This window comes from Butyrivibrio sp. AE3004 (genome assembly GCF_000703165.1).
Classification (GTDB): Bacteria; Bacillota; Clostridia; order Lachnospirales; family Lachnospiraceae; genus Butyrivibrio.
In genome coordinates this window covers 53,983-67,417 of record NZ_JNLQ01000001.1, presented here as the reverse complement: position 1 = coordinate 67,417, position 13,435 = coordinate 53,983, and the positions used below count along the sequence as shown (strand labels likewise).

Sequence of the window (13,435 nt, the reverse complement as noted above, 5' to 3'; positions counted from 1 at the left end):
TCAGATATACAGGCAGAGTTTTAAAAGGAACTAACGACCTCGGCGAAGAGGTAGAGATATCAGCTACAACAAAAGCGCGTCTGGTCCTATTAGTCAGTTTTTCGCCGGATATTCACTCACAAGCATCCATAAAAGACATGTTGAATCACACATACGTGGGAACCAGTCATTAAACCTTGTAGCAATATTCAACTTTCTATGAAGTTCTCTGGCTGATATTGTTTGCTTGTCAAAATCAATCTTTAATAATTCGTTCATTATGCCTTCCTATCAAAATTAAAGTTTTTTTAATCAGCAACCCTGATAATACTTACACAATTATTTTAAACTCAAGATTGTCTTATGAGACTAACCTTGAGTCCTATTTGCATGAATTATTACATATTAAAAACAAACAGTGTGTTCCTTGACAAGCGCTACATGGTAGGAGGCCTTAAAACAGATGCCGGAAAAAACAGACAGATACCCATATCCGGAAAGATAGTTCCACTTGACGATATATAGTGGTGCTGAAGTGTGAATTGAATTTTGTGAAATTATAGTGGTGCTATTGTGTGAATAGGTGGGGCTCAATTGCGAACTAGGTGGGCTCACAGCCCGAAATATTCAGTTTGGTGGATGATCCTAGTAATTTATTCAATAAGCAGTATTCTACGACTAGCTTAATTTGGCGGTATTAAGCAAAAATACTCAGATAAATAAACTCCTTGGATAATCTATCTTATTTAAGATATAAGATAAGATAGATATGGCCGACAGCATTTTTGTAATTAACGTTGGTGGCTATATTGGTGACAGCACTAGGGGAGAGATTGCGTATGCCAAAGCTCATGGTAAGCCTATAGAGTACTTAGAACCACTAGAGAATAAGGAAAACAAACAATGAAAAAGGAATTTATAAAGACAATTATAGTATCATATGGTGGCTTTTTCGATGGTGCCGAAAAGAGAACGTTGACTCATGAGGGAGAGAAGATTTTCGTTGAAAGAGAATTTTATAATGGCGCTTTTGATAACGGAAAGCCCCTTTATGTCGGAAAAACTTGGAGCATGTTGCTTGATGAATTAGACAGTCTTCATATCGATGAATGGGATGAAGGATATGATGATCCTGATGTGATGGACGGAACACAATGGTCGCTGGACATTAAGTTTTCAGACAAATCTGAAGGATTGCACTACTGGGGAAGTAACAAGTATCCAGAAAATTTTGATGCATTTATGAAAGTTATGGAAATGAGATGATGCCTTTAGACTATCAGAGGGATAATCATATGATAAATGGTTGTGAAGCGTGTATTGCGTATCAAGTGCAGAAAGGTATCGCAAAAACAGATTTATGTGAAAATTGCGGTAAACAGGAAATGTTTTGGAGACAAAGTGAGGCTGGTACCCTATACATGGAATGTTCCAATTGCCATGATACCATCGCTGTAGATTTGAATACGCCCTGTGAACTTGACCCTGTTTTTAATCAAAGGGTGAATTTGACTATAGTTCCACAACAGAATATGCCTGAAAAAGAAGCAATGGCTGAATTGTCAAAAGCTTTTAAAGTAAATGTTCTTGGCATGAGAAAAATGCTAGTGGAAGGGACATCTAGGGATGTGATTCTTGAAGATCTGGAAATAATTATTTCATTAATGAATAAATATAGCGTGAAATATAGGCTTAAAAATTATGAGGATTGCAAGGTGAAGTATCCTTTTTATAAGGAATGTAAGTATCCTTACTCGGCAATGCGTATATTCATGAAATAATCATGGAGGTGGCTAGAATGTATGATGCTAATGATTTAAAAGCCATTGTTAGATTTGAAGTGAATCCGGCATTATTTGAAACTGATACTGAAAACGAAGAATTCTATAATGTTGATAATTATAGAGGGACATATAGGCCATCCTATCAGGATTTGCGGGTTGCATGCGAAAATATGTTGAAAGCTGGTACCAATGCTGAGATGTTTCAGAATTGGTATTGTTTTGTCTCTAATGATTTGGCTGATTGCTATGAAGGCATGTGGACCTTCACGGGAGATAATGGATATCTCTGGCCTAACAATGATTATGATCAGTTTAAGGCTATGGACAATGCAATCAATAACATCGGAATTTACATTGGATGTTATGAAGAAGAAATAAAGTCCGCTCTTTTGGAAATAATCCAGATGGCAGACAATTATGAGTTTAATAGAAATCATGAACCGGTAGATTGGAAACTTACCAAATCTCAGATTGAAGAAATACTCCAGGAATTTATTGAGGATACTGCCGGAGTATCTAATTCGCGCAGGGAGCTTTTCAGAAAGATAATTAACGAAGAGTGCGATGCCGAGAATCCATTAGCCATGAGAATAAAGGGTTATGGATGCTATGGCGGGGATAAAGTATTTGACTGTGATTGGGACGAGTCCAGAAAGCTTATAACAAAGCTTTTTGAATTAGACGGAAATCCTTATTATGCGAATACACTTGGATACATTTATTACTATGGCAGATGTAATGAAGGCGTGCCGGAATATGAAAAAGCCTTTCAGTATTTTTCAATAGGCTTCGCACACGATGTCATCGAGTCTATGTATAAGATTGCTGATATGTTTCTTGCAGGTAAGGGATGCATAAAATCTCCGGAAACATCAGCGCACATTATACATAAACTTTATTATGGCTGTAGACCGGACTTTTGTATGGGCGATGATGCTAAGTTTGCAGATGTAGCACTGCGAATGGCCGCACATTATCAGAGGAATGGACGTTATAGTGAAGCATTTTATCATTATCTGGAAGCTGATTATGCAATTAAAAAAAGGCTCAAGAAAAGCGATTTCTTTGGAGATAAAAAAGTTCAGGATAATATAACCAAGAGTATAGCAGAAGTAAAGCAACATCTGGAACCGGGATTTTTCAAAGATAAAGAGATAACAAGAAATCCATATTGGCTATTTGACATGATTGATCGTGAGTGCAAATCAAAGATTGAGATTAGTCATATTAACGAAAATAGATATAGGATAAAAGTTATCAGACCGAAGGGCGAAGATGTTGGAAAGGCTATGGTTGTAGCACCTGAGCTTGAACGTGTTACTCTTACCCGCGCCTTCGCATCAGAATTTACAACGGATGAACCGATTGCATATGAGTGTAAGGATAAGTTCAATATGTACGTGGACAATATCAAATATTGTGACGAAAACACATATTCTTTCTGCATGGGTGATAAAGTGATTTTTATAATTAAGAATGCGAATTATATCTTGACTAAGAATGATTTCGAGAAGGTATAGCATACTGAGGAAGCTACAGAAGAGCAGGCTATTCGTGATTGTAGATTTATAAATATCAATACATACTTAAATTCCATAATGACAGCGCATATTATTTTATGGGTAAGGGAAAAATATGAGAATATTAAAAGATAATCTGTCAAAAACCATGAAGCCATATGTTAAATTAGTTGATGGTGTATTATGCATAAAAAGAGGAAAAGTTGATGATGCTATTTCGGCTATAGCAACTACATATGGTGCAGAAGGCTGTGCGTCAGTAGAAACAAATGCTTATGGGCGGGAATACCTTATAGTTTATGCCGCTGACAAAAATCGTCTTAGGAAAGTCCAGGAATATTACATAGGAGTGGGAACTACAGATAATAAGTCTCCATCTAAAAAACAAAAGATACTATAGAAGCTGTTGTAGCTGATTCAAAGAAAGAAATATTGACAAAGGAAACTTCTGTTTTTAAAGGTGAAAACTATGAAATCATAAAACATATAGGAATAATATCAGAAGCCCCTTCCGGTTGGAAAAAGGAGTTGAATCTTGTTTCGTGGCATGGAAAAGAACCTAAATATGATATTAGAGAATGGTCACCAACACATGAAAAGATGGGGAAGGGCGTTACTTTCTCTAAAGATGAGCTCTTAAAGCTAAATGATATTATTAATGTTATAGATAGTTCAGATTAAATATATAACAAATGTAAGTGATTTTAGATGTATAAAAAAACAATTGTGGAGCAAATTATGAAAGCATTATCAGTACATCCATATTATGCAATGGCAATTATATCAGGCAGAAAGACTATTGAAATCCGTTCATGGGATACTGCCTATAGAGGTGATATCCTGATTTGTTCGACTGCAAAGAAGCAACGCGGATGCATATCAAGCCACGCATTAGGAGTTGTAACTCTTAAAGATATAAGAAGATTTGATAGGGGAGATTGCGAAGGTTCATTACTTCCGCCTGAAGACTATGTTTATCATTATTTCGTGGACTATGCATGGGTATTAGAAAATCCTAGACCTATAATACCGTTTGAGATAAAGGGAAAGTTGTCATTATGGAACTATGATGGTGATATTGACATTATACCAGAGTCAGACTGGAAGCCGGCTATTGTGTATGATGAGGATGCTGAACAGTATGTTGGAAAATTTTTTGATAAGTATTGGAAACCATTACTTTACTAAAGGATTGTAAACACTCAGATTACATTAAAAGCCACATTATCAGCAGAAGAATTAATTAAAGTTTTATATTATCAAGGGAGGCCTTTTAAAACAAAAAAGAGATGCTTACAAACCGAAACCAATGTCAGATCATAAGGATCATAGAGGGTAGGTCTTCTATATTTATGCGTATAATTTAAGTTATGCACGTAAGTATTGCAAAGCTTGAGCTATTCTGGCTATATCTCCGAGAAAAATATGGAAAAGAGAATCATCGATAAATTCAATAAAGTAGCTGAGCCCTGTTCTCTAGACTGCCTGAGATTTAGATAGGGTACAACTTGTTTGTACAGATTGAACATATATGTTTGTTGAGCTATAATAATAATAGATTTTCTATCTAAAGGAGCTTGACATGATTAACGTTGATTGTGAATACAAAATCAAAGAAGACATCGAGTTTATCATCGAGTCAGAGAAAACGACAAAACTTGAATTATCAAAAAAGACCGGAATTTCCAGAGTGACACTTGATGAAATTTCTAAGAATGGTATGACTACTGATAGCGTTTATGAGAAGTTTTATTCATATGTATACAATAGTAATTACAGAATAAATTCGGTAAAAGAAGAATTGATAAAAGAAAAATATCAAGATGTACTTTTTCATGGGTCAAAAAATGGTCTGTCTACAATCACTGTCAATGGCTCCAGAAACAGTTGTGATTTTGGGAATGGATTCTATTTAGGAGAAACCTATAATCAGGCTTTGTCATTTGTCTGTGAAAACGACAAATCTTCTGTATATTCTTTCAGATACTCCCTCGATAATTTGAAAATTTGCAGATTTGACTGTTCCATGGAATGGATGCTTGCTATTTGTTATCATCGTGGTACACTTGGAACTTTCTCGAATGATAAGCAAGTACAAAATATCCTAGAAAAGATAAATAATGCTGATGTAATCATTGCCCCTATTGCAGATAATAAAATGTTTTATGTAATGGCTCAGTTCACCGAGGGTGAAATAAATGCTGATGTTGCTCTTCACTCATTGTCAGCATCAAAACTTGGCTTTCAATATATTTTTAAAACGGATAAAGCTTTAAGCAAATTGATTCCAATTGAAAAATATTACTTATGCATACCTGAAAGAGATGAATGTAAAAAATTGCTCATTGAGCGTGGATTTGAGATTGACACAAAATTAAAGCTCGCAAAAAGAGAATTTAAAACAGGACTGTATATAGAGGAGATTTTCAATGAGAAAATTTGACCATAATGGGCTTTTACTTGCAGAATATCAAGGAAAATTGTTTGAAAAATCTTATGATTTAAAATGTTCTACCGGGATTTTTATTAGAAGATTTATACATTCAAATTTGCTGAATACTTTAGATAGCAACAATCCTGCACTCTTGTCATTGGATGTAAATGAAGGTATTTCGAGTATTATTGAGCAATTTGGTGATACAGATTATGGTAAAACGAAATATTCTAAAAGCGCGTTGTTCTGGATTGGATATATATACAGGTATATTTCATATACCAGAGAAGTCTCAACAAGATTTGTCATGGATTTATTTGCATATAAACAAATGAATGATGTTTATTATACATTTCATACTCAAGACCCTGAATGGTGTATTGCAAGTTTGCTGGATATCAGTGGGTTAGATGAAAATATTTTTGACAACAATTTCCGCCTCAAAGAGGCAATAAAAGAAAAGGGCACATACTAGAAACTTATATGTATTAAATGTACAATTTTGTAGAAGGCCTCGGGATGAATGTATTTGTATATGGGGATTACGTTCAGGAAGAGCCTTACTATACCAACTGGAATGTCGTACAAGCCTAGGCTTTAATATTACATACAGGGATGGCAAATATGAGATTGGATATATAGAGCTGGATACTCCGGATAGTACTTTCTAACAACGCATATTTCAGTTTGTAAATACGAGAATAGGAGGACAAAAGATTGAAAGAATTGACGCGCGGTGATGTATTGCATGTATATGGAAGCTTTGGACTAAATATGGATTACACTGTAAGACTGTGTGTGCGAATGAAAGATGAGATAAACGGTGAGATGCTTTCAGAAGCGGTGAGAAATACTTCAAAGCGCTATCCTTATCTATCCTTGCAGATGAAGAGGGACGAAAACCGGGTATATTATGAGGATAACCCCAAAGAAATAGCACTTATAAATGACAATAAAAGAATCAGCTTGAACAGCGAAGAGTCCAATTATCATGTATGGGCTGTATGCTACAGGGACGATTTTATCTATCTTGACATATATCACGGCCTTCTTGACGGGACCGGTATGTATATGGTCCTTTCAACCTTGCTTTATGAGTATTGCTCAAGAAGGTATGGTGTGACGGATCACAAGGGCGTTCGCACACTTGAGGATGAAGTGCGTCCTGAAGAGGCAATAGACCCTATGGATTACCTTCCCGAGATAGATCTGTCAAATGTTGCCACACCTTCATATACGCCCGCATTCTCCCTGGAGAAAGATGCAGGGTTTCATACAGCAGATCTTAACCTTATGGATATTGAGATCTCAGAAGCTGATTTTCTCAAGTATACATCCGCAAACGATGCGAGCCCAGGAACGATGATAGCCCTTTTAAATGCCAGAGTGATAGATTCGCTTTACCCTGACCGGGATAAGAAAATCATGGGCTCATATATAATAAATGCACGACCTATGCTTGGAGCTTCAATCACACATCACAACTGTGTTAGTACGGTTTTTCTTGATTACAGCGACAAAATAAGAAACATGCCATTCGACAGGCAATGCACAGTTTACCGTGGAAAGACGTTTATTCAGAGTGATTCTGAACGGGTAGCCGGAGCTATGACTTTTTCTGCTAACCGAAACCGTCTAATGCTTGATTCAGCTCCAACTCTTGCTGAAAAATATGATGTATTTGCAAGGTCTCTCTCAGGAGGACGTTTGCTTTTCACATATATGGTAAGCTATGTTGGAAAATGGAAGTATAAAGCTGTTGAAGAGTATATCTCCGAATTCTGGACTCACGTACCAAGCGCCAATGCCTTGCTTACTGAAGTTGCAGCAGTCGGAGGAAGGATTTTCCTAACTGTACATCAAAGATTTGAGGAAGATATCATAATTCATAGTCTGCTTGATGAGCTTAAAAGAAATGGTATCTCCTACAAAGTACACAAACATATCCCTGCAGACAATGCGCATTTTCCTTTGCCGTAAAACAGGTGGCGAAGTTCGAAACTCTGCAGCCATGTCATATACATGTCATTAAACAGAGGAATTTCATCAAATGGAGAAATCAGAATGCTTAGAAAGGTGTTTTCATTGGCTATCATATCTATATTGATACTGACAGCATGTGGAACAAGAGATGATGTTATGGCTTCTTTTCAATATACGCTTGAGTCAATCCATAAAGTTAATGGCCGTCAGGGAGTATGTACAGAAGACGGATATTACTGGGTTAGCGGATCTACGTCGCTTACAAAATACGACGAAGACTGGAATGTAATAGCTGAGAACACAGATCCTTTTAAGGGTTATGATATCGAGGTCAACCATATCGGCGATATCGACGTGTATCAGGGTGAACTTTATCTTGGCGTCGAATATTTCATGGATGGTGTAGGTCGCAATATTCAGGTGGCTGTTTATGACGGAGACACACTTGAGCTTAAAAGGGTCTTTCCTTTTAAGACTGACACCGGACAGATTGAATGCTCCGGAATAGCAGTAAACGAGGATGACAGAATAGTATATATGTCATCATGGGTAGATGATCCATCAAGTAGTTATCTGTATATGTATGACCTGGATAACGGAGGCTATAAAGGCAGGCTTCAAATGAATGCAGCTCCCAAGTGGATACAAGGAGTAGCATATTTTGATGGCAGCCTTTATATAACAGCTGACGATGGTGATGCAGACAAAGATGAACCTGATAATATGTACCGAATAGACCTGGGAACGGCGGGCAGCACATATTTAGTGAGTCCTGAGCATTCCTTTGTAGAAGTTACAAGGCAAGGCGAGATAGAGGGGCTTACCTTTGATAAAGTCAACAACAAGTTTCTTTTGCTGTATAACCGGGGCGCAAGGATAGTCCTTGGTATTCCTAAAGGATTCTATGATGACTATAACGAAGAAATACATGAAGTGTTTGTATATGATATAATGCCTGTTCGATAGAACAGTTTACGTTAGTTACTGGAGGCTGGTGATGGGTGAATTTGACCTTGACGGAATATTTGATCAGGTAGTCGATGGCCTTGTAGGGGCTCAGATTTCCGACACGTTAAAAGAATATGACATCAATAAAAACAGGCCGAGTATTAATTGTGTTTAACAAGAAAATGGCTTAAATATGCATTAAAATAAGATTTTTTATAGAATAATTGAAATAGTAAACGCGACTTTTTGTCCTCGCGAAGGGCTCAAAAGTCGCGTTATGTTTTTAAAAATCGTGATAAAGCCAGTGAAATAGCAGCGAACATCAGTTTGGTATAAAAGCACTTCGTTAAATCCCAATTTAAAGAAGTAAACAATTAAATAGCAAACAAAGAAACAGCAAGGCGGAACAGAATATAAATTCTTCTGCTCCGCCCGTGTCTCTGATATGCAGTTGTATAGTTCTGAGTGTTTGTTAATAAAAGCTCTGTATTAAGTTTTCATAATTCAAAAGGTATAATTCTAGGTTTTAAATCCTAATCTTTTAAAGATTTTCCGTGTTGTAAATTGGAAGGGTTATATTCGGATATAATCGTCCACGTCACATTGCAAAAGCTGAATCGTATCTTCAACAGAAATTTTCCTTTTTATAAGTTTTTTGCAATTTCAAATACTTTTCTTAGATACTTACCAGCGTTTTTATCCCGATTAGCATCATTACCATAGCCTCTGGTCATCTCATCAAAAGCATATACTTCGCAGGTTTTTGCTCTATTTCTGATCCGGTCACCAACCATAACTGTCTTCATTGCTTCCAGCTGATCTCTTCTTACATTATCTTTTAATGACCCACCCATGGTAATCAAAAATAAAGCTTTCTCAAGACATTTCATAGATGTTTTATCCCCATATGCAAATCCGTAAGTCCATACCCGTTGAAACCATCCCTCTAACATAGCAGGAGACGAAGTCCAAAAATCAGGATAAATAAAAGCTATCGCATCTGCTTCATTTATCTTTTTCTGCTCAAAAAGAACGTCCTCCGATACAGGACTATCCAAATTATAAAATCCTTCTCTTATATACTCTTTTTCCGACATCACGGGATTGAATCCATCTGCATACAGATCAGAAATCTCATATGAATGTCCTGCACTCTCCAGTCCTTTGATAAAAGCTTCTTTCACTTCGTATGTAAAACTGTTTTTACTTGGATGACAATATACAATGAATACCTTCATTTCATACTCCTTTACCTATGGCTACTTATCCATCCCTATCCACTGTATGAAAGCTGTCTTATCGCTGCTGTTATACCCAGCCTTCTCATAGAAATGCATAGTCTCCGGCTTCTTTGATCCTGTCAGTAGCATCATTTTGTAACAGTTTTCCTTCTCCGCAATCTTCTTTGCATAATTCAGACATTCACCTGCATATCCGTTTCCTCTGAAATCCGCATGTGTTACCACATTCTCAACAAAAGCATATGGTCTTATATTTCTTGTTAAATTCGGGATGATCACACAAACACAGGAAGATATAATCTGACCATCAATTTCATTTACGATCAGATGGTGATTCGGATCTTCAATGATCTGATTCCATATTTTTTCAAGATGTTCATCATGCTTGGGAATACTGTCTTCATGTAAGTAAAGATACAGTTCCAAAAGTGCTTCCAAATCTTCTTTTTTTGCTTCTCGTATCATCAGCTGATAATCCTTACCTCCCTAACCCGGAATAAATTCCGATATTATGTTCTAACGATCATCTCGACAAATTCTGGATTTATTTTTCATAAAAAAACTCTATTTCTTCTCCCAGCGGTCCAAAGCAAAATGCCATTCTAAATTGATATTCAGGCAAAGAATTAATAACTTTATCATTTGGTTCAATAAAAACTTCATATCCCGCTTTTTTTACTTTATCTATAACATTGTCAACATCTTCTGTTGCAAATGCAATATGACGAATAGACCCTTTCCTATGTTCGCCATTACCAGTTACAAATACTTCAATCAGCCCGTTGCCGCTATCTATCATTATTCCTTCTGGCCATTCCCGGCAAATAGACATACCAAGTACATTTATATAAAAGTCTTTTACTCTATCTATTTCTCCAATATTGCATTTCATCGATATGTGATGTATACCTTTTACCATTTTCGTCCTCTCCTTGGTCGATGTTTTCGACAAACTCCGATTTTGTCATCGTCTATAAAACTGTAAGTTATCCTTGCACATGTAACAGATAAAAATCATCCGCATATATTCGCTCTCCCTGCACATATGGGATCAGGTTTTCCTTATTCCACCGTTGCATTCTCGATGCAAACCACTCTTGCTTACTCCACTGTTCATAATGAATTCCGAGACAATCTAACAAGGTAAGTACAAAACAGGCATCTAACACATCGTAACGGATCGTACCGCCTGTATTCCGATATCCTTCTGCCATTTGTTGCCTACGCGCCAATGATCCGCCGATATTTCCAAACAGAACAGCAAGATCATACATCGGATGTCCCATACCGAAAAAAGAAAAATCAATAGGCACAAGCCCATCCGGTGTTTGCAAGATATTCGATGCAGACAGATCCCCATGGATCATCTGAAATTCATCCTGCACGTTTTCCAATACAGCTCCGGCATGATCACAGCACTTTTGCATGATCAAAGAATACTCGTTGCTTAACCCCAGATTTTCCAGTGCCTGAAATCTCCTTTTCGTGCATTCGCAATGTTGCTTTCCATAGGTTTTTACCGGTGATACCCGGAATCCCTTTGCCTTCTGATGCAAACGCGCAAGCATATCACCTATCTGATAGCAGATTGCATCATTCAACTCAAGCTTGTCTAACGATTCGCCATCCAACCATTTTGAAACCGTAACATATGTACCATTCTGTAACTTTGTAATGAGTTCACCATAACGGTTTTCAACAGCTTCGCGTATCTGCATGCTCTGTTTCTTTAAGTAGGCTTGAAAATCAAGTTCTGACTTATATATCTCGACACGATCAACACCGTCGTAAAAAAACTCTGCTGAAACCCCCTCTGTCGGCTCATGTATTTGCAGCAAATACTCGTTTCCCACGCGATAGGTCAGATTCTCATTGTGTCTCAGCAATTCTATTTCTGTCGCTGTTATATTGTAATGAGCTAACGCTTCTAAAGCTTTTTGTCTGTATTCTATCGTCATAAGTATTACCTTAAACCGAATACCCCAAGTTAATATCAAATGGAGAAATCAGCATTTTTTGCAAAACTTTATTGTAATTATCGAAAAAGATTTTTATGGCCTTGCCATAGTTTTCTTTCGTATCAAATTCCCAGTATGAATAATACTTAACGCACTTTACAACCTTGGTTAACTCCCTCGGAGACTCGCCAAGCTCGACTCCATCTATGGTATAGAATCTCTTGAAATACTTGAGTGATATGCAGCCTTCACATTTAAACTGATTTGCGGTCATTTCCTCAATCTTAGCTTCGAATTGCTCGAGTTTATCGGGCTTTACCTGAAAGAGTTTCATCTCAATAAATGTCTTTTTCATTATGCATTCCTCTGATTATTTTTTCATTTATATCTCTACCTCAAAAGGTGATTCGTTATCAAAAATATCACTGTAGAAGCCAAACCAGCTAAGCCCCTCCACAAGGCACTTCACATTGTAGCTTTCTTCCTCATCGAAAACGAAATCTTCGCCGGAAGCCTTCTTTACCTCAAAGACATCAATGATATTTTCCATCAATACTGCATTGACCATCATTTCCAGATGCTCAAGTTCTTCATCGGTTATGGTACACTCAGTCCGGTATCCATTAATGACTGTCTGCATATATTTTTCCATATATGCCCGTCTTTCATCTGCGTCTTCATTCCAGGCAATCCACCCAAGACCATGGGACCATAAATTGGCAATATCATATAAATACCAGCAAGTACGGCAGTTATCAAAATCAAATACATTGATTTTTCCTGTATCATACTCAATGTTATAGTTTCCATCACTATAGTCAAAGTGAACCATTCCATAGTTTTCGGAGTTCCGCGGAAGTCTGCGCAGTTCCTCCAGAAATTCATGCAGTCTGTCTTTAACCCGACGCCCCATCTTCATATGTAAACAAAAGAAATCATCCGGGATAAGGCTCTCGAAATAGTCCTCATTGTACTTCTCGAAGAAATCAAAACGCTTATGTATCGGGCTGTAGCTCTTTGAAAGAGCATGTATTTTTCCTAAAACCTTGCCGGTAAGATAGAAGTACTCGTCTATCGGAACTCCATCAATATACTGGTAACCATGATCGGCTATCTGATCACCTTTTGCAATCTCGAACATGGTTACTACCTTCTCATCGATAATTTCAATTCGATTCCCTTTCCTTGAAGGAATCGAATCTGCCACGCTGGCTCCACCTTCAGAAAGATAATGTACATACTCGATTTCCGCCTCATAATCCTCAATGCTTCTATCTGAAAGAGAAGACACTCTGAGAACCAAATCATTTCCAATCAAAAATACCAGATTCCTTCCGCCTTCATGCCCGTGGACTTCCTTGGCTGAGGCAGTATCGAATCCGTAAAGCTGTGCCGCTTTGAATAAAAGATCTTTTTTCATCATATGGCTATTTTTAATCCTTTTCTTCTTGGTCGATTATCCTGAAATTGAACTAAGTCGCTGCGCGACGGCCTGCCAAGGCTGTGGCGCAGCGTTTCTTTTACTTAAAAAGCAGTAGATAGTGACGTCCTGATGATGTATCGTTTAAGTTACCACACAAAAACCAAA

The 13,435-nt window shown here is 37.2% G+C and carries 19 protein-coding genes; 12 read left to right on the top strand and 7 right to left on the bottom strand.

What is annotated here, in order from left to right:
• Positions 1-93: 93 nt before the first annotated feature.
• A complete protein-coding gene (locus BV60_RS22890) occupies positions 94-258 on the bottom strand; it encodes an antA/AntB antirepressor family protein (RefSeq protein WP_155834141.1) in 165 nt (54 codons plus the stop codon).
• A gap of 111 nt (positions 259-369) precedes the next feature.
• Between BV60_RS22890 and BV60_RS23955 the strand changes: the two genes are divergently transcribed.
• The 12 genes from BV60_RS23955 to BV60_RS23950 all read left to right on the top strand — a co-directional run bounded on the left by BV60_RS23955 (position 370) and on the right by BV60_RS23950 (position 8,823).
• Positions 370-504 (top strand): hypothetical protein, encoded by a 135-nt coding sequence (locus BV60_RS23955; RefSeq protein WP_255358067.1) that lies wholly within the window; start codon positions 370-372, stop codon positions 502-504.
• 378 nt (positions 505-882) lie between these two features.
• Positions 883-1,245, top strand: coding sequence for a hypothetical protein (locus tag BV60_RS0100345; protein WP_029318853.1), 363 nt, complete (start codon positions 883-885; stop codon positions 1,243-1,245).
• 29 nt (positions 1,246-1,274) lie between these two features.
• Entirely contained in the window at positions 1,275-1,760 is a 486-nt protein-coding gene (locus BV60_RS0100340) for a hypothetical protein (protein WP_156035891.1), read from the top strand.
• Between the two features lie 17 nt (positions 1,761-1,777).
• The gene (locus BV60_RS0100335) at positions 1,778-3,283 is read left to right on the top strand and encodes a sel1 repeat family protein (protein WP_029318851.1); all 1,506 of its coding nucleotides are present in this window, start codon (positions 1,778-1,780) and stop codon (positions 3,281-3,283) included.
• 115 nt (positions 3,284-3,398) lie between these two features.
• Complete coding sequence (locus BV60_RS0100330; protein ID WP_029318850.1) at positions 3,399-3,683, top strand: hypothetical protein; 285 nt, start codon at positions 3,399-3,401, stop codon at positions 3,681-3,683.
• Between the two features lie 32 nt (positions 3,684-3,715).
• Positions 3,716-3,964, top strand: a complete 249-nt coding sequence (locus BV60_RS0100325; RefSeq protein WP_051656395.1) for a YdbC family protein — start codon at positions 3,716-3,718, stop codon at positions 3,962-3,964.
• Between the two features lie 57 nt (positions 3,965-4,021).
• Positions 4,022-4,471, top strand: coding sequence for an ASCH domain-containing protein (locus BV60_RS0100320; protein ID WP_029318848.1), 450 nt, complete (start codon positions 4,022-4,024; stop codon positions 4,469-4,471).
• A 394-nt stretch (positions 4,472-4,865) separates the two neighbouring features.
• The gene (locus BV60_RS0100315) at positions 4,866-5,726 is read left to right on the top strand and encodes a DUF3990 domain-containing protein (protein ID WP_029318847.1); all 861 of its coding nucleotides are present in this window, start codon (positions 4,866-4,868) and stop codon (positions 5,724-5,726) included.
• A complete protein-coding gene (locus tag BV60_RS0100310; RefSeq protein ID WP_051656394.1) occupies positions 5,713-6,192 on the top strand; it encodes a hypothetical protein in 480 nt (159 codons plus the stop codon). Before BV60_RS0100315 ends, BV60_RS0100310 begins: the two co-directional genes overlap by 14 nt.
• Positions 6,193-6,434: 242 nt before the next feature.
• Positions 6,435-7,697 (top strand): hypothetical protein, encoded by a 1,263-nt coding sequence (locus BV60_RS0100305; RefSeq protein ID WP_029318845.1) that lies wholly within the window; start codon positions 6,435-6,437, stop codon positions 7,695-7,697.
• 42 nt (positions 7,698-7,739) lie between these two features.
• Complete coding sequence (locus BV60_RS0100300) at positions 7,740-8,666, top strand: hypothetical protein (protein WP_051656393.1); 927 nt, start codon at positions 7,740-7,742, stop codon at positions 8,664-8,666.
• Positions 8,667-8,697: 31 nt separating this feature from the next.
• Positions 8,698-8,823: a hypothetical protein gene (locus BV60_RS23950; protein ID WP_255358066.1), complete on the top strand. Its 126-nt coding sequence runs from the start codon at positions 8,698-8,700 to the stop codon at positions 8,821-8,823.
• A 469-nt stretch (positions 8,824-9,292) separates the two neighbouring features.
• Here BV60_RS23950 and BV60_RS0100290 read toward each other — a convergent pair whose 3' ends face one another.
• The 6 genes from BV60_RS0100290 to BV60_RS0100265 all read right to left on the bottom strand — a co-directional run bounded on the left by BV60_RS0100290 (position 9,293) and on the right by BV60_RS0100265 (position 13,270).
• Positions 9,293-9,886, bottom strand: coding sequence for an NAD(P)H-dependent oxidoreductase (locus BV60_RS0100290; protein WP_029318843.1), 594 nt, complete (start codon positions 9,884-9,886; stop codon positions 9,293-9,295).
• Between the two features lie 21 nt (positions 9,887-9,907).
• Entirely contained in the window at positions 9,908-10,354 is a 447-nt protein-coding gene (locus BV60_RS0100285; protein WP_029318842.1) for a GNAT family N-acetyltransferase, read from the bottom strand.
• 79 nt (positions 10,355-10,433) lie between these two features.
• Positions 10,434-10,808 carry a VOC family protein gene (locus tag BV60_RS0100280; RefSeq protein WP_029318841.1) on the bottom strand — a complete coding sequence of 125 codons (375 nt, stop codon included), beginning with the start codon at positions 10,806-10,808 and terminating at the stop codon, positions 10,434-10,436.
• Between the two features lie 67 nt (positions 10,809-10,875).
• Positions 10,876-11,847 (bottom strand): phosphotransferase enzyme family protein, encoded by a 972-nt coding sequence (locus tag BV60_RS0100275; protein ID WP_029318840.1) that lies wholly within the window; start codon positions 11,845-11,847, stop codon positions 10,876-10,878.
• 10 nt (positions 11,848-11,857) lie between these two features.
• On the bottom strand, positions 11,858-12,202 hold the full coding sequence (locus BV60_RS0100270) for a hypothetical protein (protein ID WP_029318839.1): 345 nt from the start codon (positions 12,200-12,202) through the stop codon (positions 11,858-11,860).
• 27 nt (positions 12,203-12,229) lie between these two features.
• Positions 12,230-13,270, bottom strand: coding sequence for a phosphotransferase enzyme family protein (locus BV60_RS0100265; RefSeq protein ID WP_029318838.1), 1,041 nt, complete (start codon positions 13,268-13,270; stop codon positions 12,230-12,232).
• Positions 13,271-13,435 lie beyond the last annotated feature (165 nt).